The sequence below is a fragment of the Hyalangium sp. genome (assembly GCF_045802625.1).
Lineage (GTDB): Bacteria > Myxococcota > Myxococcia > Myxococcales > Myxococcaceae > Hyalangium.
This window is the reverse complement of sequence record NZ_JBJMQP010000096.1, coordinates 1-16,306: the sequence shown is the minus strand read 5'-3', so window position 1 is coordinate 16,306 and position 16,306 is coordinate 1. Positions and strand designations below refer to the sequence as shown.

The 16,306-nt window shown below is 67.4% G+C and carries 17 protein-coding genes and 1 pseudogene; 5 read left to right on the top strand and 13 right to left on the bottom strand.

The window, feature by feature from the left end; genetic code table 11:
* Window positions 1-33 precede the first annotated feature (33 nt).
* Window positions 34-1,986 (top strand): protein-arginine deiminase family protein, encoded by a 1,953-nt coding sequence (locus ACJ8AT_RS17730; protein WP_407738935.1) that lies wholly within the window; start codon window positions 34-36, stop codon window positions 1,984-1,986.
* A 102-nt stretch (window positions 1,987-2,088) separates the two neighbouring features.
* The gene (locus tag ACJ8AT_RS17725) at window positions 2,089-3,750 is read left to right on the top strand and encodes a di-heme-cytochrome C peroxidase (protein ID WP_407738934.1); all 1,662 of its coding nucleotides are present in this window, start codon (window positions 2,089-2,091) and stop codon (window positions 3,748-3,750) included.
* Window positions 3,751-3,785: 35 nt separating this feature from the next.
* On the opposite strand, the gene ACJ8AT_RS17720 is transcribed toward ACJ8AT_RS17725, so the two are convergent.
* The 3 genes from ACJ8AT_RS17720 to ACJ8AT_RS17710 are packed head-to-tail and all read right to left on the bottom strand — an operon-like array spanning window position 3,786 to window position 7,285.
* Window positions 3,786-5,486: a sigma-54-dependent Fis family transcriptional regulator gene (locus ACJ8AT_RS17720; RefSeq protein ID WP_407738933.1), complete on the bottom strand. Its 1,701-nt coding sequence runs from the start codon at window positions 5,484-5,486 to the stop codon at window positions 3,786-3,788.
* 12 nt (window positions 5,487-5,498) lie between these two features.
* Window positions 5,499-6,674, bottom strand: a complete 1,176-nt coding sequence (locus tag ACJ8AT_RS17715; RefSeq protein WP_407738932.1) for a DUF2314 domain-containing protein — start codon at window positions 6,672-6,674, stop codon at window positions 5,499-5,501.
* On the bottom strand, window positions 6,671-7,285 hold the full coding sequence (locus ACJ8AT_RS17710; protein WP_407738931.1) for a deoxynucleoside kinase: 615 nt from the start codon (window positions 7,283-7,285) through the stop codon (window positions 6,671-6,673). The genes ACJ8AT_RS17715 and ACJ8AT_RS17710 overlap by 4 nt, the downstream gene beginning before the upstream one ends.
* Window positions 7,286-7,480: 195 nt before the next feature.
* Between ACJ8AT_RS17710 and ACJ8AT_RS17705 the strand changes: the two genes are divergently transcribed.
* The 3 genes from ACJ8AT_RS17705 to ACJ8AT_RS17695 are packed head-to-tail and all read left to right on the top strand — an operon-like array spanning window position 7,481 to window position 10,371.
* A complete protein-coding gene (locus tag ACJ8AT_RS17705; protein ID WP_407738930.1) occupies window positions 7,481-8,275 on the top strand; it encodes a lysophospholipid acyltransferase family protein in 795 nt (264 codons plus the stop codon).
* Between the two features lie 8 nt (window positions 8,276-8,283).
* Window positions 8,284-9,666: a tetratricopeptide repeat protein gene (locus tag ACJ8AT_RS17700; RefSeq protein ID WP_407738929.1), complete on the top strand. Its 1,383-nt coding sequence runs from the start codon at window positions 8,284-8,286 to the stop codon at window positions 9,664-9,666.
* Between the two features lie 36 nt (window positions 9,667-9,702).
* Window positions 9,703-10,371 carry a hypothetical protein gene (locus ACJ8AT_RS17695; RefSeq protein ID WP_407738928.1) on the top strand — a complete coding sequence of 223 codons (669 nt, stop codon included), beginning with the start codon at window positions 9,703-9,705 and terminating at the stop codon, window positions 10,369-10,371.
* Window positions 10,372-10,451: 80 nt separating this feature from the next.
* Here ACJ8AT_RS17695 and rplQ read toward each other — a convergent pair whose 3' ends face one another.
* From rplQ to ACJ8AT_RS17645, 10 genes and pseudogenes are all read right to left on the bottom strand, one after another.
* Window positions 10,452-10,859 carry a 50S ribosomal protein L17 gene (gene rplQ, locus ACJ8AT_RS17690; protein WP_407738927.1) on the bottom strand — a complete coding sequence of 136 codons (408 nt, stop codon included), beginning with the start codon at window positions 10,857-10,859 and terminating at the stop codon, window positions 10,452-10,454.
* Between the two features lie 174 nt (window positions 10,860-11,033).
* Entirely contained in the window at window positions 11,034-12,080 is a 1,047-nt protein-coding gene (locus ACJ8AT_RS17685; protein WP_407738926.1) for a DNA-directed RNA polymerase subunit alpha, read from the bottom strand.
* A 183-nt stretch (window positions 12,081-12,263) separates the two neighbouring features.
* Window positions 12,264-12,890 carry a 30S ribosomal protein S4 gene (gene rpsD, locus ACJ8AT_RS17680; protein WP_407738925.1) on the bottom strand — a complete coding sequence of 209 codons (627 nt, stop codon included), beginning with the start codon at window positions 12,888-12,890 and terminating at the stop codon, window positions 12,264-12,266.
* A gap of 59 nt (window positions 12,891-12,949) precedes the next feature.
* On the bottom strand, window positions 12,950-13,396 hold the full coding sequence (gene rpsK / locus ACJ8AT_RS17675) for a 30S ribosomal protein S11 (protein ID WP_407738924.1): 447 nt from the start codon (window positions 13,394-13,396) through the stop codon (window positions 12,950-12,952).
* A 73-nt stretch (window positions 13,397-13,469) separates the two neighbouring features.
* On the bottom strand, window positions 13,470-13,856 hold the full coding sequence (gene rpsM, locus ACJ8AT_RS17670) for a 30S ribosomal protein S13 (protein ID WP_407738923.1): 387 nt from the start codon (window positions 13,854-13,856) through the stop codon (window positions 13,470-13,472).
* Between the two features lie 47 nt (window positions 13,857-13,903).
* Window positions 13,904-14,020 (bottom strand): 50S ribosomal protein L36, encoded by a 117-nt coding sequence (gene rpmJ, locus ACJ8AT_RS17665; protein ID WP_002614755.1) that lies wholly within the window; start codon window positions 14,018-14,020, stop codon window positions 13,904-13,906.
* A gap of 71 nt (window positions 14,021-14,091) precedes the next feature.
* Window positions 14,092-14,310: a translation initiation factor IF-1 gene (infA, locus tag ACJ8AT_RS17660; protein ID WP_002614803.1), complete on the bottom strand. Its 219-nt coding sequence runs from the start codon at window positions 14,308-14,310 to the stop codon at window positions 14,092-14,094.
* Between the two features lie 148 nt (window positions 14,311-14,458).
* Entirely contained in the window at window positions 14,459-15,217 is a 759-nt protein-coding gene (map, locus tag ACJ8AT_RS17655; protein WP_407738922.1) for a type I methionyl aminopeptidase, read from the bottom strand.
* A 90-nt stretch (window positions 15,218-15,307) separates the two neighbouring features.
* Window positions 15,308-15,955 (bottom strand): adenylate kinase, encoded by a 648-nt coding sequence (locus ACJ8AT_RS17650; protein WP_407738921.1) that lies wholly within the window; start codon window positions 15,953-15,955, stop codon window positions 15,308-15,310.
* A gap of 149 nt (window positions 15,956-16,104) precedes the next feature.
* Window positions 16,105-16,306 (bottom strand): annotated as a pseudogene (locus ACJ8AT_RS17645) (preprotein translocase subunit SecY); the annotation flags it as partial.

Sequence of the window (16,306 nt, the reverse complement as noted above, 5' to 3'; positions counted from 1 at the left end):
CCTTCGTCCAGGCCGACAAGCTCGAGGAGACCCATGGATACGGATGTCTATTTCTTCAGTCAGGGGCGCTGGTTCAAAACCAAGGTACATCTCCCCGACGCGGAGCTGACGGGGGAGGCCCTGGCCGATCATCTCCAGAGCGCCTGCGGCCTGGACCCGAAGTTTCTCTTCAAGGTGCACCACACCGTCATCGAGCAGAGGCTCACCAGCGGCCAGGAGCCCATCCACGCCACGGATCTCACTCCTGCCAACCTCGTGTTGAGCGACGCGACGCGCGGCACCCTGAAGCTCCAGCCGGGCAGTCTCCAAGGAGAGGCCTTCGCCGGCTTCCTGCCCACCGCGTGGGGCAGCACGCTCCTGGGCCCCTGGCTCGCCCTCCCCGGCTGGGCCCACTGCGAGAGGCTCTTCGCGTACTACGATCCTGCTGAGAATCACCCGTTCGTCTACGATCTCTCGCTGGCCTGCCATCAAATCTGGCCTGAATCCCTGCAGTCCCCCGCTGATGCGTCTCAGGCGCTCGCGCACGGCACCAGCGCGCTCGTGCACGGCAACGGCGCTCATGGACTGTATCTCTTCAACACGCTCAAGGATGGCTTCAAAGACAACGCGCGGGTCCAGGATCAGTTCCAAGCAGGCTATTGCTGCGACTTCGACAAGCATACCCAGACGGCCGTGGCCCTGCACTTCCCGAGGCTGCCCAAGGGCTCGCTCAGCGAGCTTGTCCTGTCCACGCTGCCGGGCCTGCTGCCCGTCTGCAACGACGTCTTCTTCGCCGAGAAGGGAGCCAGAGAGTCCCACCAGAGCTATGGGGGCAACGTACTCGTCAGCCCCCCCGTGCCGAGCAAGACCGCGCCGCTCGCGGCAGACGAGTCCGGTCCCGCCGTCACCGAGCACCCGCCCGCGCCGCTCGGCAAGCTGGTCGTCGGGGACAGCGAGCAGGGCCGCATGGAACCGCGGCTGCGCCAGTGGTTGACGTCGCAGCGGCTCCAGCCCCTGCTCCCGATCGACACCTCCTGGCTTGCCGTCGGGCACGTCAGTGAGCTGGTGGCCTTCCTCCAGCCCGAAGAGGGCTCCTCCCGAGTGCTCATCGCGGATCCCGGACTGATGATCCGGCTCTATGAGCTCCTCGAGCCAAAGGAGCAGAATCAGCTCACGGCTCGCTACCCCTCGCTCTCGGTGGGGACGTTCCGCGAGACAAACACCACGCTGCAGCGCGAGAAGTTCGCTCATCTCCGGGAGCGGCTGAAGGCCGGGCTCGCGCTGGATGACGAGAGCTTCATCCCGATCCCCGTGGCGTTCGACACCTCTGTTCCCGGACAGGGCACCGCCCATACGGCCGGCCTGGTCAACCTGCAAGTCATCAACGGCCACGCCCTGGTGCCGAAGCCCTTCGGGCCCCGCGTGGAGCGTCACCGGGCGTCGAAGCTCCTGGAGGAGCTGGGCCTCCAGCCGCCCTGGCCCGGCGATCAGGCGGACGGAGCCTGGGGCAAGAAGGAGGCCTTGGTGGAGGAGAAGCTGAAGAGCGAGCTCATGAAGCAGCTGCAAGAGCTGGGCGACTCCGGCATCCAACAGATGAAGATCGAGACAAAGGAGTGGGTGGGTTACTGGACCTGGGCCCGGAAAGGCACCCAGGTGAACCAGCTCGCCCAGGAGCACGGCTGCTCTCCGGAAGAGCTGCACAAACATGAGAACAACGCGCAGAAGTTCTCCGAGCATGGCGAGCTGCACACCGGCCCCACCGAAGTCAATCGGGTCTGGATCCCGAGCAACGCCGTGGACGTGCTGGAGTGCTACATGCAAGCGTTGCTGACGCCTCTCGGCTACACCGTCCATTTCATCGACACCACGGCCTACCATGGCCTCCACGGCGAGCTGCTCAGTGGCTCGAACGCGCAGCGCACGCTCCCGGCGAGCTGGACCCTGGAGAAGTGCCAGCAGTTGTGGAACGAGCTGCGCCTCCACGATCTCTCGTACCGGGTCGGCTGAGCCTTGGATTCACAGACAGAGGGCGTGAGCAGTCCTTGAAGAGCCCCCGAGACCTCCCGTGAGGGGGGATGTCTGATCTTCGGAGTCTGGAAAGGATTGTTCATGAAGACATGTTTGCCCAGGGCCGCCGCCATGGCGTGCCTCATGCTGGTTCTCGAGAGCTGTGCCACCTCCCACTCCGTCTCCAAGGATGAGGCGCCCCGGGGGGGCCCTATCAAAGTGGTCAACCTGAGCCAGGGCTGGAACAAGGCGGAGCGAGAGTGGTTCTGGTTCACCACCCAGGGCTCCCAGATCCTCCCCTACGAGTGGTTCCTGAACCTGGAGCAGGCCTCGAACACCCACCTGTTCCGCTCTACCGCGAACTTCGAGCGCTTCCGGTACCTCACGGCCGACCCGAGCCCGTTGAACCCGGACGGTCTGCCCGTGGGCTTCGTGAAGGACGTCGACAAGCATGGCCAGAGCTGGATCGGGCTGACCTGCGCCGCGTGCCATACCGGCCAGGTCAACTTCAACGGGGTGGGGCTCCGCATTGACGGGGCCCCCACGCTCGCGGACTTCACGACCTTCTTCGACGAGCTGGCCGCCGCGCTGGCCGCCACCAGCAAGGATGCCGCGAAGTTCGAGCGCTTCGCGCGGGCCATCCTCCGCGACGCCTATGACCTGGACAGTGCCAATGAGCTGCGCCAGGCCCTGTTCGAGACGACCGCGCAGTTGGAAGCTCGCCGGCACCTCAATGCCTCTCCGGTGGCGTACGGCTACGCCCGGCTGGATGCCTTCGGGGACATCCTGAACATGGTGTTGGCTCACGACCTTGGCATTCCCGAGAACCGGACCAACGCGGACGCCCCGGTCTCCTACCCGTTCCTCTGGGATACTCCCCAGCACGACGTGGTGCAGTGGAACGGCTCGGCCTCGAACACTCCGCCGGGGCCGCTGCTCCGCAACACCGGCGAGCTGCTGGGAGTCTTCGCGTCGGTCACGCTCTCCCCGTCCGGGCTCATGCCTGGATATGAGAACTCCATCGACTTCGAGAACATTGGCAAGCTGGAGAAGTCGCTGGAGAAGCTCTGGTCCCCCCAGTGGCCCACGGAAGTCCTGCCAGCCATTGATCCCCTCAAGGCCGCCAGGGGCAAGGCACACTATGAGAAGTATTGCGTGAGGTGCCACGCGTTCATCGACCGGACCAGCCCGGCCCGGCGAGTCTCCGCGGTCCTGACGCCACTCGCGGAGGTGGGGACGGATCCAAAGATGGCCACCAACTTCTCGACCCGCGTGGCGAAGACGGGCCCGCTCGAGGGCGCCAGGGAATACGTCCTCGTCGGGGAGCCGTTCGGCCCCACGGCGGGCGGCTGGGACATCCTTCTGCACGCCGTGGTGGGCTCCATCCTCTCTCAGCCCATTGAGTCGACGACGGCGGCGATCGGCGAGTTCCTCAAGGTGCCCAGATCGCACGGCAAGGACTTGAATGTGTACAAGACTCGGCCGCTCAATGGGATCTGGGCCACGGCGCCCTATCTCCACAACGGCTCGGTACCGAACCTCTGGCAGGTGCTGGTCCCTCCGGAGCAGCGGGTCAAGCAGTTCTACGTCGGTAGCCGGGACTTCGATCCCAAGAACGTGGGCTTCGACACTCAGCCCTGGGACGGAGGCTTCCGGTTCGACACCACCCTCCCAGGCAACTCGAACGCGGGCCATGCGTACGGCACTCGGGAGTTGAGTGAAGACCAGAAGTGGGAGCTGATCGAGTTCCTCAAGTCCCTCTGAGGAGCCGGCCGTGGCGGGAGTGGAAGCCGCGGCTTTCAGCTCCGCCGCGAGCGCTCCACACGGATGGCGTACTCCTCGATCTTCTTGTCCAGCGTGGGGCGGCTGATGCCCAGCCGCTCCGCCGCGCGGCTCTTCCTCCCGCCCGCGGCCTGGAGTGCCTCGATGATCGCCTCCCGCTCCAGGCGCTCCACAAGCCGCGGCAAGCTGCTCGGCTCAGACACCACCCCGCCCTCCTGGATCTCCGGGGGCAGCCGCAGCGCGTACACCTCGCCGCCCGCGTACACGCGCGCGAGCCGCTCGCTCACCAGCTTCAGCTCGCGGACGTTCTGCGGCCAGGTGTAGTCCGCCAGCAGGCGCCGGGCCCCCGGGCTCAGCACAGGCGCAGGCTTTCGGGTCTCTCCCGCGCTCCGCTGGGAGAAGTGCTCGAAGAGCGCGAGCACGTCGGCCCGGCGCTCGCGCAGTGGAGGCGCTTCGATCTCCAGCCCGGACAGCGCCATCGCCAGGGTCATGTCCATCGCCCCCTGGGCCGCCAGGAGCTGAGCGGGCGCGCTCGCCGTTGCGATGAGGCGCAGATCCACGGGCTCCTCACCGCCCTGCCTCGCCGGAGCCACCTTGCTCGTGAGCAGCCGCGTGAGCCGCTCGACGACAGCGCCCGAGAGCCCCTCCACATGCTGGAGCAGCAACGTGCCCCCATCCGCGCGCAGGAGCGCCGAAGAGCGCGGCGGCAGCCCAGGAGCACTGGCTCCACCGAAGAGCTGCTCCTCCACGGCCGGCTGCCGGCAGTCCACCGCCACCAGCGGCCCGAGCCCTCGCGGGGAGTGCAGGTGGATGTACCGGGCCAGCAGGCTCTTCCCCGTCCCGGGCTCTCCGGAGATGACCACGGGCGCCGTGCTGGCCGCCGCGCGCCGGGCCTGCTCCACCATGCGGCGGAACGGCCGGGAGGTGCCCACCACCTCCACCTGGGCCTGCTCCTCCCGCGCACGCGAGCGCAGGGCCGTATACGCCTCCCCGCCCATACGCCCGAGCGCCGCCACCTGCTGAACCTCCAGCGCGGAGAACCGCGGCTCGTTGCACTCCGCATACAGCACCCCAAAGGGCATTCCCCCCGAGGCCACCAGCGGAGCGCACAGCGCGGTGCCCGTGGAGGCCACCTCCTTCATCTCCAGCGCCAGGCTCGACATGAAGCGGGGAACCTCCACGGAGGCCGCGCCGGACACCGCCGCGGTGAGCAGCTCCTCCGGCCCGCCGAGCAGCGCCGCGGCCCGGTCCGCGTTGAGCGCGTGAAGGGCCTCTACCACCAGCCGCCGCAGCACCATGGCCTCACTGGTAGCCCCCAGCAGCGCCACCGCCGCCGAGAACAGCCCCGCCTCGGGCCCCACGTGGGGCAGCACCTCCGCGATGGGCACATGGCTGGCGTCCAGCGGCTGCGTCTCCGCGAGGACTGGCTCGGGGAGCGGCTCGTAGGTGGCGGTGGTCTCCCCCACCTGGAAGCGATCGCCCGGCAGCAGACGAGCCTCGCCCTTCACCCGCCGGCCGTTGACGAGCGTGCCGTTGATCGAGCCCAGATCGCTCAGCCACACCTGGCCCTCGCGCAGGAAGATCCGCGCGTGCCGCCGCGACACCTTGTCGTCGTCGATCTGGAGCTCGCACGAGGGGCTGCGGCCGATCGTCACCTCCGAGACCACCTCGAACCGGCGGCCGGCGGAAGGGCCGGTGAGCAGCAACAGGGCGGGCATGGGGCGCGCAGCCTACATGGGCCGTTCGGCGATCAGCAGGGCGCGCATCTCCTCTTCATCCAGCGTGCGCCCCTCGCGGCTGATGGCCAGCGCGTTGATGTGCTCCTCGTCCACCTCGACGTGGGCTCCCTTGCGCCACTCCGTGGTGTGGACGGCGCCATCCACCAGCTTGCCCACCACGGTGCCCTCCTCCCAGCCCACCACCTCCAGCCAGAGGTTCTCCTCCACCTCCTGGCCCTCGGGGTGCGTCTCGAAGGGGGCGCGCACCAGGAAGGTGAGCGGCTCCATCAACCCCTTGCGCTGAAAGCGCGCCTTGAAGGCGGGCAGCAGCGCCTGGGACTCGAACCGCAGCGACTCGGTGCGCTCCTCGGGCTCGGGGACGAAGCGCTCGCGGTAGGGGCGCAGCAGCTCCGCGGTGTTGTGCCGCCCCAGCGGCGACACCACGCTGAGGAACAGGGACTCGTGGCCCTCGAAGGTGTCCAGCGGCACGCCGAGCAGGTTCACCCGCGCCTCCTCGGAGGGCACCAGCATGAAGGACTGGCCCTCGCTGGTGTGGACCTCCTTGCGCAGCTCCGGCCCCTGCCCGAAGGCCATGTCCGTGCACAGCTCGTGGAGGAACATCTCCGCGGCCAGCAGATCCTCCTCGCCCAGGTGGAAGATCTCCAGGTCTCGCGTGCCGAACTTCTCCATCCCGTGCGAGTGCACCCACAGCGGCGTGTCACCCTCGATGGCCGCCACCGCGTGCAGGTTCACGTGATCGCGGATGTCGAAGTCCAGCTCGGTGATCTCCACCACGTCCGCCACGTCGTGCAGCTTGTACGCGGTGAGATCCAGCAGCACCCCCTGGGTGTGCTCCATCAGCGTGCGCGCGCACCACAGCGCCTCGAACACGGGCACGGTGGGCTGCGGCCCCGAGCCCGGCTCCACGGAGAGGCGATAGAACCCCTTGGCGGACCGGAAGGCCTGCTGAGCCTCCTCGCTCCCCGTCAGCAGGCGCGGCTCCCAGGACGCGGAAGGCCCGTCGATGCCGAAGCGCACCTCCACCCGCGTCCCCTCCGCGTGGACGGCGAACCCCTCCCCCGGCTCGAGCGGGGAGAAGCGCACGTCATCCGTCTCGAACGTCTGGCGCAGCTCGGCCAGCGGCACCGGAGCGGACGACTCGATGGCGAGGACGTAGACCTCGTTCACAGGTGCTTCTCGATCTGGCGGAACAGATCCACGCGATCCACCAGGTTGGTCAGGTAGTCCAGCTTGTCCGTCGGGAGAACCAGCACAGGGGACATCTTGTAGTTACTGAACCATTCCTCATACAGGGCGTTGAGGCGCTTGAGGTAGAGCGTGGGGATGTCCTTCTCCATGGAGCGGCCGCGCAGGCGGATGCGCTCCTTGAGCGTCTGCACCGGGCAGCGCAGGTAGATCATCAGGTCCGGTGGGGTCAGCACCTGCGAGATCGTCTCGTACAGCTCCCGGTACATCTGCCAGTCCCGCCGGTCGATGAAGCGCTGGCGGTGCAGGTTCTTGGCGAAGATCTCCGCGTCCTCGTAGATGGTGCGGTCCTGCAGCACCGTGCCGGCCTGGCGCTCCATCTCCCGGTGCAGCCGGAACTTGTGGGTCAGGAAGAAGATCTGTGAGCGGAAGGCCCACTTCTTCATGTCCTTGTAGAAGTCGGCCAGGTAGGGGTTCTGATCATTCGGCTCGAAGTACGGCGTCAGCCCGTACTTGCGGCAGAGGAACGAAGTGAGCTCTGTCTTGCCGGCGCCGATGTTACCCGCGACGGCGATGAACTTTTTCCTGGCCACGCCACCCCTGCTTGTAGCCCCACCGGGCGGCGCATACCAGCACCAAAGGCGGGGGCCACCCATGCTAGAACCCGCCGAATGCCTCTGCTCGCCCGGGAGCCCTCCGGGGCGCCAAGGAGGCTTCGTGAGCGCACCTCGATCAACGAGCCCACGCGCACGCTCCGGGTATGGCAGGCTCTCACTTCAAGATCTCCCATGGGACGTAAGCTCTTCTGCATGTTCATAGCGGGGGCGTGGACCGCGGTCCTCTTCCCGTTCACCATCCTGACTTCACTCGTGCTCGGCGGGGACTCCACGCTGTGGATCTGCCGTCACCTGTGGTCGCCCGTGCTGCTGTGGGCCGGCGGCGCCCAGATGGTGGTGGAGGGCCTGGAGCACGTGGACCCGAAGCGGCCCACCATCTACGTGGCCAACCACCAGTCCACCCTGGACATCCCCGCGCTCTTCGTCGCCGTGCCGGCCAACTTCCGCTACGTGGCCAAGAGCCAGCTCAAGTGGGTGCCGTTCATCGGCTGGTACCTCTGGATCGCCGGGCACATCTTCGTCAACCGCTCCAACCGGCAGAAGGCCATCAGCTCGCTGCAGGCGGCGGGGCGGAAGATCCGCGGCGGCACCAGCATCTTCCTCTACCCGGAGGGCACCCGCTCGCCGGACGGGCGCATCCTCCCCTTCAAGAAGGGGCCGTTCGCGCTGGCCCTCGAGGCCCGCGTGCCCATCTGCCCCGTCACCATCGAGGGCACTCGGAAGATCATGCCCAAGAACTCCTGGAACATCGTCCCCGGCCCCGTGCACGTGAAGATCGGCAAGCCCATCGACACCTCGGGCTTCGCCGCGAATGACCGCGAGGGGCTCGCTCGCGCCATCCGCGCGCAGATCATCCAGCAGAACGTGGAGCTCGGCGGCCTGGGCGGAGACGTTGAAGACGCCGTCGCCGCCGCGGGTTACGAAGGCATCGGCCAACCGTCCCCTCCCGCCCGGAAGTCCTCCTGACCTTGAACGTGAAGCTCCCGACCCTCCGCGTCTCCCTGCTCCGCCGGCAAGCCCTGGCCGCCGTGCTCGGCTGGAGCCTCCTCACCGGCTGCAGCCATGGCTCCTCGATGGAGCGAGTGCTCAGCCCTCGCGAGCAGGCCCACGTCTATCTGGAAGAGAACCAGCCCGCCAAAGCCCTGCCGTTGCTGCAGGAGCTGCACGCGAAGAGCCCGGAGGATCTCGACATCGCCCGGGCGCTCACCGAGGCCCAGGTGAAGGCGGGCCACACGGATGCGTGGATCGCGGAGCTCCAGCGCCGCAACGCCCAGTCCGAGCGAGCGGTGAACCACTACATGCTCGGGCTGGCCTACTTCTCCCGGTCCTCGGACGCCGGAGCGCCCGCGGTGGCCGCCTTCGAGCGCGCCATCGCCATGGCCCCCAGCGAGGCCGAGTTCCACTACCGCCTCGGCATCGCCTACCTGGAGTCCGAGCAGTACGCCGCCGCGCTGGGCCCGCTGCGCCGCGCCGCCGAGCTGACTCCGGATCGCGCCGCCATCCGGCTCCCGCTGGCCAAGGCGCTGCACCGCACCGGGGACAGCGCGGGCGCCGTGGCCGCGCTGAGCGCCGTCGTCCGAGCCTCTCCCACTCCCGCTGAAGTCACGACGGCCCGGGCGCTGATGAACCAGATCGCCGACCCGTTCGCCGGCTTCCCGAAGGCGGCCCAGGGCAAGCTCGAGGAGGGCATGCGCTTCCTCCAGGAGATGGATGTTCCGCAGCAGGCCATCCTCGCCTTCGAGGAGATCCTCCACGACTACCCGGACCTGGCCGTGGTGCACGCGCTGCTGGGGCTGGCCTACGAGCGGCTGGATGACGCGGGCCGGGCCGTGGACGAGTTCAAGCAGGCCATCGAGCTGGCGCCCCGGGACGGCAAGAACCAGTTCTATCTGGGCGAGCTGTACCTCTCGCGCCAGCGCGCGGACGCGGCCCGCGAGGCCTTCACCAAGGCCGTGGCCTTCAACCCGCTGCTGGACGACGCCTGGTCCCGGCTCGGAGACCTGAGCCTGGATCGACGGGACATCCCCGCCGCCCGCGAGGCCTTCCGCGTCCTCACCTCGCTGCAGCCGGAGGCGGCCCCGCCTCGGGGCAAGCTGGCCATGGTGTACCAGTTGGAGGGTGACTTCCCGGCGGCCGAGCGCGAGCTGCGGCGTGTGGTCGAAAAAGACCCGGAGAACATGGAGTTCGCCCTGCGCCTGGGGCTGCTCTTCACCGAGGAGACGCTGAAGGCCCGCAAGCCGGAGGAGCGCAAGGCGTCGCGCCAGGAGGCGGAGAAGTGGCTCCTCAAGGTCCTGGAGGAGCAGCCGGACAACGCCCTGGCCTCGCGGGCGCTGCAACAGATCAAGGCTCAGGAGTAGCCACCGGGCGCTCCTCGCCTCTACACTCGGTGTCCGATGAGCGAAGGTCGCAAGGTGCCTGAACAGAGCGCTCCGCCGACGGAGGGCCCCGAGTCCTCCGGGGCTCCTCCGCGCACGGTCTCCAGCCCCGGCATCCCCCGCACGGTGACGAACCCAGGCGGCATGCGGGCGATCAGCGCCGCGCGCGCGGCCCCGGTCGAGAAGAAGCCCGACGGCAAGGTGAGCAAGCGCCTCGCCTCCGAGGCCTCCAACCAGTTCCTCAACGCCCTCTCCATCGTCAAGGAGCTGGCCCAGGACTTCCGCGGCTCGGACTGGTTCGTCAAGGCCAAGGCGGGGATCGTCGGCGGTTGGATCTTCATCTCCCTGGTGAGCATCATCATCGCGTGCCCGGGCCGGGGCGTGAAGACAGCGGATCTCGGCGCGCGCGTCACGGTGCTGCCCAACGCGGATCGCCCCAAGGCCGCGCCCAGCCTGACCGTCACCAACACCACCAACGATCCCTGGGAGGACGTCGTCTTCGTGGTGAATGGCTCGTACCGCGCGACGGTGGAGAAGATCGACGCCGGCAGCATCTTCACCCTCACGCCCAAGAGCCTGCTGAGCTCCAAAGGGTCCATGCCCGCCGATCAGCGCTTCACCAGCGCGGAGATGCGCACCAAGCACGGCAACGCGGAGTTGGTGAAGGACGGCCAGCCGCTGGAGTAGCGCTCCAGGCCCCCAAAGCACGAGAGCGCCCTCCCCGGCTGGGAAGGACGCTCCGTGAGCACTTCACTTCAGAGCGCGGACTACTCGCTCTTCTCCTCGGCCTCGCCACCCTCGGCGGCCGCGGCCTTCGCCGGGCGATCCACCAGCTCCAGCAGGGCCATCTCGGCCGCGTCACCACGGCGGAAGCCGAGCTTGATGATCCGGGTGTAGCCACCGTTGCGGGTGGCGTAGCGGTCCTTGTACTGGCTGAACACCTTCTGGAGGACGTTCTTGTCCTTCACGATGCGAGCCGCGAGCCGGACATTGGCCAGACCGCCGCGCTTGCCGAGGGTGATGATCCGCTCCGCCATCTTCCGGGCCTCCTTGGCCTTGGGGACGGTGGTGCGGATGGCCTCGTGCTCCAGCAGCGAGGTGACCATGTTGTTGAGCATCGCGAGCCGGTGGCTCGTGGTGCGGTGGAGCTTCCTCTGTCCAATCTTGTGACGCATGTCCGCGACTCCGGAGCCTTTCGGGCTCCACCACTCCGGCCGTATCAGGTACCGGGTGGGAAGAGCGGGCCTGACACGAGGCTCGCCATTGCCAATGGGCCCTTTTTGGGGGCCCCCTCTGCCCGCGCCGCGTGAGGCCGTGTCACGGCGCGGATCGAGGCACTACGGGAAGGCCTAGGCCTTGGGCGCCGCGCTGGCGGCGGGAGCGGCCGGAGCCGCCACCGGAGCCTGCTTCGGGGGCCAGTTCTCCAGCTTCATGCCGAGCGACAGGCCCATCTCCGCGAGGATCTCCTTGATCTCCTTCAGAGACTTGCGGCCGAAGTTCTTCGTCTTGAGCATCTCGGCCTCGGTGCGCTGCACCAGATCGCCGATGGTCTTGATGTTGGCCTGCTGCAGGCAGTTGGCCGAGCGCACCGAGAGCTCCAGCTCATCCACCGAGCGGAAGAGGTTCTCGTTGAGCTTGGCCTCCTCCTTCGGGGCCTCCGCGACCACGGGCTCCTCGGTCTCGTCGAAGTTCACGAAGACCGTGAGCTGCTCCTTGATGATCTTCGCCGCGTACGCCACCGCGTCCTGCGGAGTCACGGAGCCGTCCGTCCAGACCTCCAGCGCCAGCTTGTCGAAGTCAGTGACCTGGCCGACGCGGGCGTTGGTGACCTGGTAGTTCACCTTGCGGATGGGCGAGAACAGCGAGTCGATGGGGATGGTGCCGATGGGCGCGCCAGCCACCTTGTTGACGGTGGCGGCCACGTAGCCACGGCCGCGGCGGCACGACAGCTCCATGCGCACCTTGCCGCCCTCGGACACCGTGCAGATGTGGTGGCCGGGGTTGAGGATCTCCACATCCTGGTCGGCGATGATGTCACCGGCCTTGATCTCCTTGGGGCCCTCCGCCTCGATGCGCAGGGTCTTCGTCTCGTTCGTGTGCATCCGAAGGAGGACTTCCTTCAGGTTGAGCACGATGTCCGTGACGTCCTCGGCCACCTCGGGGATGGTGGTGAACTCGTGGTCCACGCCCTCGATCTTCACCGAGGTGATGGCCGAGCCCTGCAGCGAGGACAGCAGCACGCGGCGCAGCGAGTTGCCCAGCGTGGTGCCAAAGCCGCGCTCGAGCGGCTCGGCGACGAACTTGCCGTAAGTGGTGGTGAGCGAGTCCTGATCGACTTCCAGCCGGCGAGGCTTGATGAGGTCGCGCCAGTTCTTCGCGATGAACGTATCAGCCATGGTGTTGCTCCTCGGAGCGTGCGCCACCACCGACTTACCCGCCAGGGTGGCAGGAGGATGGACACGCGGGGGTACGACAAATAGCCAGGGCCGGACATGCCGGCCAGAAAGAAGCACGACGCCCCGGCGGTGGCCGCCAGGGCGCCTGAAGCAAGCCATCAGGCCCACGAGGGGCCTCACGCCTTACTTGGAGTAGAGCTCGACGATGAGCTGCTCCTGGATCGGCATGGTCAGGTCTTCACGGTTCGGGGCGGTCTTCACCGTGCCCTTGAAGCCCTTCTTGTCCAGGTCGATCCACTGCGGCACGCCGCGGCGGTCCACCGTCTCCAGCGCCTCGGAGATGCGGAGCACCTTGCGGCTCTTCTCCGCCACCTCGACGGAGCTGCCCGGCTTCACGCCGAACGACGGGATGTTCACCCGCTTGCCGTTCACCGTGAAGTGGCCATGGCGCACCAGCTGGCGAGCCTCGGCGCGCGTGTCCGCGAAGCCCATGCGGAACACCACGTTGTCCAGGCGGAGCTCGAGCTGCTGCAGCAGGTTCTCACCCGTCTTGCCCTTGGCCGCGGACGCGCGGTGGTAGTACCCGCGGAACTGGCTCTCGAGCAGGCCGTACATGCGCTTGACCTTCTGCTTCTCGCGCAGCTGCACGCCGTAGCCGGAGAACTTCACGCGGCCCTGGCCGTGCTGACCGGGGGGATAGGGGCGGCGCTCGATGGCACACTTGTCCGTGTAGCAGCGGTCGCCCTTCAGGTACATCTTCAGGTTCTCGCGCCGGCAGATGCGGCAGGCGCTGGCGGTGTAACGAGCCAAGGACTTCTCCTTCGAGAGGTGGTCTGGGGCCGCGCCTTGCGGAGCGGCCCGGGGGAGGATTAGACGCGGCGGCGCTTGGGCTGACGGCAGCCGTTGTGCGGGATGGGCGTCACGTCGCGGATGAGGTTGATCTTCAGGCCCGCGGCGGCCAGGGCGCGCAGCGCGGACTCACGGCCAGCGCCGGGGCCCTTCACCAGCACCGTCACGTTCTTCAGCCCGTGCTCCATGGCCTTGGCGGCGGCGTCACCGGCGGCAACCTGCGCGGCGAACGGCGTCGACTTGCGGCTGCCCTTGAAGCCACGGGCGCCAGCGGAGGACCAGGAGATCACGTTCCCGGACACGTCCGTGATCGTGATGATGGTGTTGTTGAACGTGGACTGGATGTGGACCACGCCGTTGAGGATGTTCTTCTTGCCCTTGCGCTTGGCCTTCTTCGCCGCGGCGGTCTCACCACCAGCCTCGGGGGCGGCCGGAGCGGCGGCGGGGGTGTTGACTTCTTCAGCCATGAGAGTCGGTGCTCCTCAGAAGTAGGTAATCGACGCCGGCACAGTGAAGGACCGGCGCAGGTGGGGGAACGGGTTAGCGGCCCGCCGGAGCAGCCGGCTTGGCGCGCACAATGCCGCGCTTGGGGCCCTTGCGGGTGCGGGCGTTGGTGTGGGTGCGCTGGCCGCGGACGGGCAGGCCCTTGCGGTGACGCAGGCCCCGGTAGCAGCCCAGGTCCATCAGGCGCTTGATGTTCATCGTCACTTCGCGCCGCAGATCGCCTTCGACCTTGAGGTTCGCCTCGATGTACTCGCGGATCTTGCGGGCCTGCTCATCGGTCAGGTCCTTGGTCCGCGTGGCGAGTTCGATCCCCGCGTGGGCGCAGATGTCATGGGCGGTCTTGTTACCGATCCCGTAGATGTACTGAAGCGAGATCACCGCGCGCTTGGCAGGCGGGAGATCGACACCGGCGATACGAGCCATCGTTCGTTCCTTCTAGTTGAGTTGGTCTGGAGCCAACGGGGTGGCCGTTAGCCCTGGCGCTGCTTGTGCCGAGGGTTGGAGGCGCAGATCACGCGCACGATGCCCTTACGGCGGATAACCTTGCACTTGTCGCAGATCTTCTTGACGGACGCCCGCACCTTCATGGCGCTACTTCCTTCCTTCGTGAATAGAAAAGCCTGCTAGGGCTCCCCCGCCTGGCGCGAGGGCAACCCGACTACTTCGCCCGATACGTGATCCGTCCACGGGTCAAATCATAGGGCGACAGCTCGACCTTGACCTTGTCCCCCGGAAGAATGCGGATGAAGTGCATCCGCATCTTGCCGGAGATGTGCGCGAGCACCTTGTGGCCATTGTCCAGCACCACACGGAACATCGCGTTGGGCAGGGGCTCCATCACGGTCCCCTCAACTTCGATCGAATCATCCTTCGGCAATCGAAAACCCTCTTCCGGACCACAGAACTCTTGGAAGCGCGGCGGGATAGCACTTTGGTCCCGAAGTGGCAAGTACCGTGTCGCGCTTACTCCGAACTTCTATCAACCCCGCATGATAACAACGTATTTCACTCCGCGTCAGGCCCTATCAGGACCTGCGCGTGAGCACCTCGGGGCCATGGGCGGTGATCAGCACCGTATGCTCGAAGTGCGCGGAAAGCTTGTGATCGAGCGTCACCGCCGTCCAGTCGTCCTCCAGTAGCGCTACCTCAGAGGTCCCCATGTTCACCATGGGTTCAATGGCCAGCACCATGCCGGGGCGCAGCTTCATGCCGGAGCCGGGCTCGCCGACGTTGGGCACATCGGGCTGCTCGTGGAGCTTGCGGCCAATCCCGTGGCCGGTGAAGCCCTCGGCCACCGAGTAGCCGCGGGCCTCCACGTAGCTCTGCACCGCGTGGCCAATGTCCCCAATCCGGTTGCCCGCCACCGAGGCGGCGATGCCCTTCTGGAGCGACTCCCGGGTCGCGTCAATCAGGGCCTGGGCCTCCTGGCCCACCTTCCCCACCGGCACCGTGCGCGCCGAGTCCCCAAAGAAGCCCCGGTACACCACCCCAAAGTCGAGCTTCATCAGGTCGCCCTCGACCAGCTTCCGCTTCTTCGAGGGGATACCATGTACGACTTCATCATTGATGGACGCACACAGGCAGCACGGGAAGCCGAGGTAGCCCTTGAACGCCGGCTTGGCCCCCTTCTCGTAGATGAGCTTCTCGGCCAGGGCGTCCAGCTCCCACGTGGTGACGCCGGGGGCCACGGCCTTCTCGAGCTCGTCGAGGATCTCACACACGATCCGGCCGGCCTCTCGCATGAGGGCGATCTCGTCCGGGCTTTTGATCTCGACGGAGCTCATGGGCTTCTACACAGGCGTGTTCGAGGAAGAACCCGCAGGCCAGGGGGCGCCACTCCCAGCGCGGCCCCTCATTGCCCGCCCGCTCTCCACTCAGGCCTTTCCGATGGCCGCCCGGATCTCGGCGTAGATGCCGTCCGGAGTGCCCACGCCGTCGATGCTCTTCAGCAGGCCCTTCTTGGCGTAGTAGGCCTTCAGGGGCGACGTCTCCGCGTCATACTTCTGGAGCCGCTTCTCGATGACCTCGGGGTGGTCATCCTCGCGCTGGACGAGCCCCGCGCCGCACTTGTCGCAGTACCCCGCCCGCTTCGGGGGGTTCTGGTAGACGTGGTAAACGCTGCCGTCCACCGGGCACGAGCGCCGCCCCGAGCCGCGCTCGATGAGCTTGGCGTGCGGCACCTCGAGCGAGACGACGGCGTCGATCTTCTTGCCGTTCTTCGCCAGCATCCGCTCCAGCGCATCGGCCTGGGGGGTGGTGCGAGGGAAGCCATCCAGCACGAAGCCGTTGGCGCAGTCCGGCTGCTTGAGGCGCTCCTCGACGATGCCGATGACGATGTCGTCGGGGACGTAGGCGCCGGAGGCCATCAGCGGCCCGGCGATCTTGCCCAGCTCCGTCCCCTCCTTCACGGCCTTGCGGAGGATGTCCCCAGTGGAGATCTGCGGGATCTGATAGTCCCGGAACAGGTTCTTCGCCTGGGTGCCCTTCCCCGCGTTTGGCGGGCCCAACAGGATCAGGTTCATGTGCTCCTCTCAGCTCCTCCGAAGGAACGCACGGGAAGCCCGCAGCGCCAACCCTCGAACTCGCTCCCCGTGCACGTCTGACTACCCCTGAACGACAAGGCGCCCCTCCCCGGCCATCCGGAGAGAGGCGCCCTGGTAAAACCTACTGGCTAGGCCGCCACCCGGACCCGGCCGCGGATGCGCGGACCGCGAGGCCCGGCGAAGCCCTCGTAGTTGCGGCTGATGAGGTGGCCTTCGATCTGCTGCACCGTGTCCAGCGCCACGCCCACGACGATGAGGAGCGCGGTGCCACCGAACTGGAAGCGCACCCCCATGATGTTGCTGACCACGGACGGGATGACGCAGACGGCG

Bases quoted from the DNA above. Each gene is read 5' to 3' on its own strand.
- ACJ8AT_RS17705 (WP_407738930.1), top strand. From the start codon at position 7,481: ATGGGACGTAAGCTCTTCTGCATGTTCATAGCGGGGGCGTGGACCGCG.
- ACJ8AT_RS17695 (WP_407738928.1), top strand. From the start codon at position 9,703: ATGAGCGAAGGTCGCAAGGTGCCTGAACAGAGCGCTCCGCCGACGGAG.
- ACJ8AT_RS17730 (WP_407738935.1), top strand. From the start codon at position 34: ATGGATACGGATGTCTATTTCTTCAGTCAGGGGCGCTGGTTCAAAACC.
- ACJ8AT_RS17725 (WP_407738934.1), top strand. From the start codon at position 2,089: ATGAAGACATGTTTGCCCAGGGCCGCCGCCATGGCGTGCCTCATGCTG.
- map (WP_407738922.1), bottom strand. From the start codon at position 15,217: ATGAGCTCCGTCGAGATCAAAAGCCCGGACGAGATCGCCCTCATGCGA.
- rplQ (WP_407738927.1), bottom strand. From the start codon at position 10,859: ATGCGTCACAAGATTGGACAGAGGAAGCTCCACCGCACCACGAGCCAC.
- rpsM (WP_407738923.1), bottom strand. From the start codon at position 13,856: ATGGCTCGTATCGCCGGTGTCGATCTCCCGCCTGCCAAGCGCGCGGTG.
- rpsK (WP_407738924.1), bottom strand. From the start codon at position 13,396: ATGGCTGAAGAAGTCAACACCCCCGCCGCCGCTCCGGCCGCCCCCGAG.
- rpmJ (WP_002614755.1), bottom strand. From the start codon at position 14,020: ATGAAGGTGCGGGCGTCCGTCAAGAAGATCTGCGACAAGTGCAAGGTT.
- ACJ8AT_RS17650 (WP_407738921.1), bottom strand. From the start codon at position 15,955: ATGAACCTGATCCTGTTGGGCCCGCCAAACGCGGGGAAGGGCACCCAG.
- ACJ8AT_RS17685 (WP_407738926.1), bottom strand. From the start codon at position 12,080: ATGGCTGATACGTTCATCGCGAAGAACTGGCGCGACCTCATCAAGCCT.
- ACJ8AT_RS17720 (WP_407738933.1), bottom strand. From the start codon at position 5,486: ATGCCCGCCCTGTTGCTGCTCACCGGCCCTTCCGCCGGCCGCCGGTTC.